The 638-nt window shown below is 43.9% G+C and carries 1 protein-coding gene; it reads right to left on the reverse strand.

All coding sequences use genetic code 11. From position 1 onward, the window contains the following. Window positions 1-120: 120 nt before the first annotated feature. On the reverse strand, window positions 121-638 hold a 518-nt coding region (locus ACWHAR_RS28555), incomplete at its 5' end, for an erythromycin esterase family protein (protein WP_452088633.1).

A 638-nucleotide genomic window follows, 5' to 3' on the forward strand; every position in this document is an offset into this window, starting at 1 on the left:
CGGCACAAGGGTTTCTCATGGTAAACAAGTATTTTCCATTCATTCACTAATCAATATAGTTATCTGAAAACTACCAAACAAAAGGTGAACTCTGCCTGTTATAGCACAGGAAGACACCGCTCACTTGATAATGACAGATGGTGTGATATGCTCCAGCCAAATGACACCGTCATATTGTTCCTTCAGGATCATCTGCTCTTCTGTGAATCCCCAATAGAGTGCTGTGCGCGGGGTATACATCCACGAAGTGCCTATCTTGTTTTTTGTATGGAGAAAATCAACAAAAACAGCCGGTCGGTCCGCCGCTTTCAGCAAAGCTTCAAGGCTCCCAGACGGCGGCGGGCTTGTAACCGGCTTAACAGTCTTATTATCGGAGCTATCAAGACTCGCACCTGAGTAAGCATAAATGCCAATCGTATATGTTTGTTTTTTCAGCTGCTCCGGCAAATAATCACCCATGTTAGGGCCGTTTAGCTGTACCCAGTCCTTTATCATCTTCATATTCTGTTTGCGTAGATGGTAATTGTGGCCCCAGACAATGATTTTCTTTTTCGGATAAAGGGTGTCAGCTACCCACTGAAATTGTTCAGCCATCATGCGGTCTCTCATAAAGAATGAAAAATCCTCAATATTCTCCG

This window comes from Bacillus sp. LR--39, from assembly GCF_053613335.1.